Origin of the sequence: Gemmiger formicilis, assembly GCF_016901605.1 — a bacterium.
In the GTDB taxonomy this organism is placed as follows: Bacteria; Bacillota; Clostridia; order Oscillospirales; family Ruminococcaceae; genus Gemmiger; species Gemmiger formicilis_B.
Map to the genome: position 1 here is coordinate 1 of NZ_JACJKP010000674.1, position 244 is coordinate 244.

1 protein-coding gene is annotated in these 244 nt (G+C 49.6%); it reads left to right on the top strand.

Features of this window, described 5'->3' with window-relative positions; genetic code table 11:
• Positions 1–153, top strand: coding sequence for a GHKL domain-containing protein (locus H6B10_RS19090; RefSeq protein WP_204652466.1), 153 nt, complete (start codon positions 1–3; stop codon positions 151–153).
• Positions 154–244: the final 91 nt, after the last annotated feature.

Sequence of the window (244 nt, forward strand, 5' to 3'; positions counted from 1 at the left end):
ATCAACCGGGATTTTTCCACTACCAAGGCCGACAAGACTACCCATGGATTCGGCCTGCCCGGTATGCGGGAAATTGCGGAACGGTATCACGGCACGTTGGATGCCACTGTAGAGAAGGACAAATTCATTCTGGTGGTGTGTTTACTGGTATAGCCCCACGCGGCCAGAAGCTACAAAATAGAGCGTATCGCAAAACTTGCGGTACGCTCTATTTTTATCAATGTCCTGCTTGTGATCACTCTAC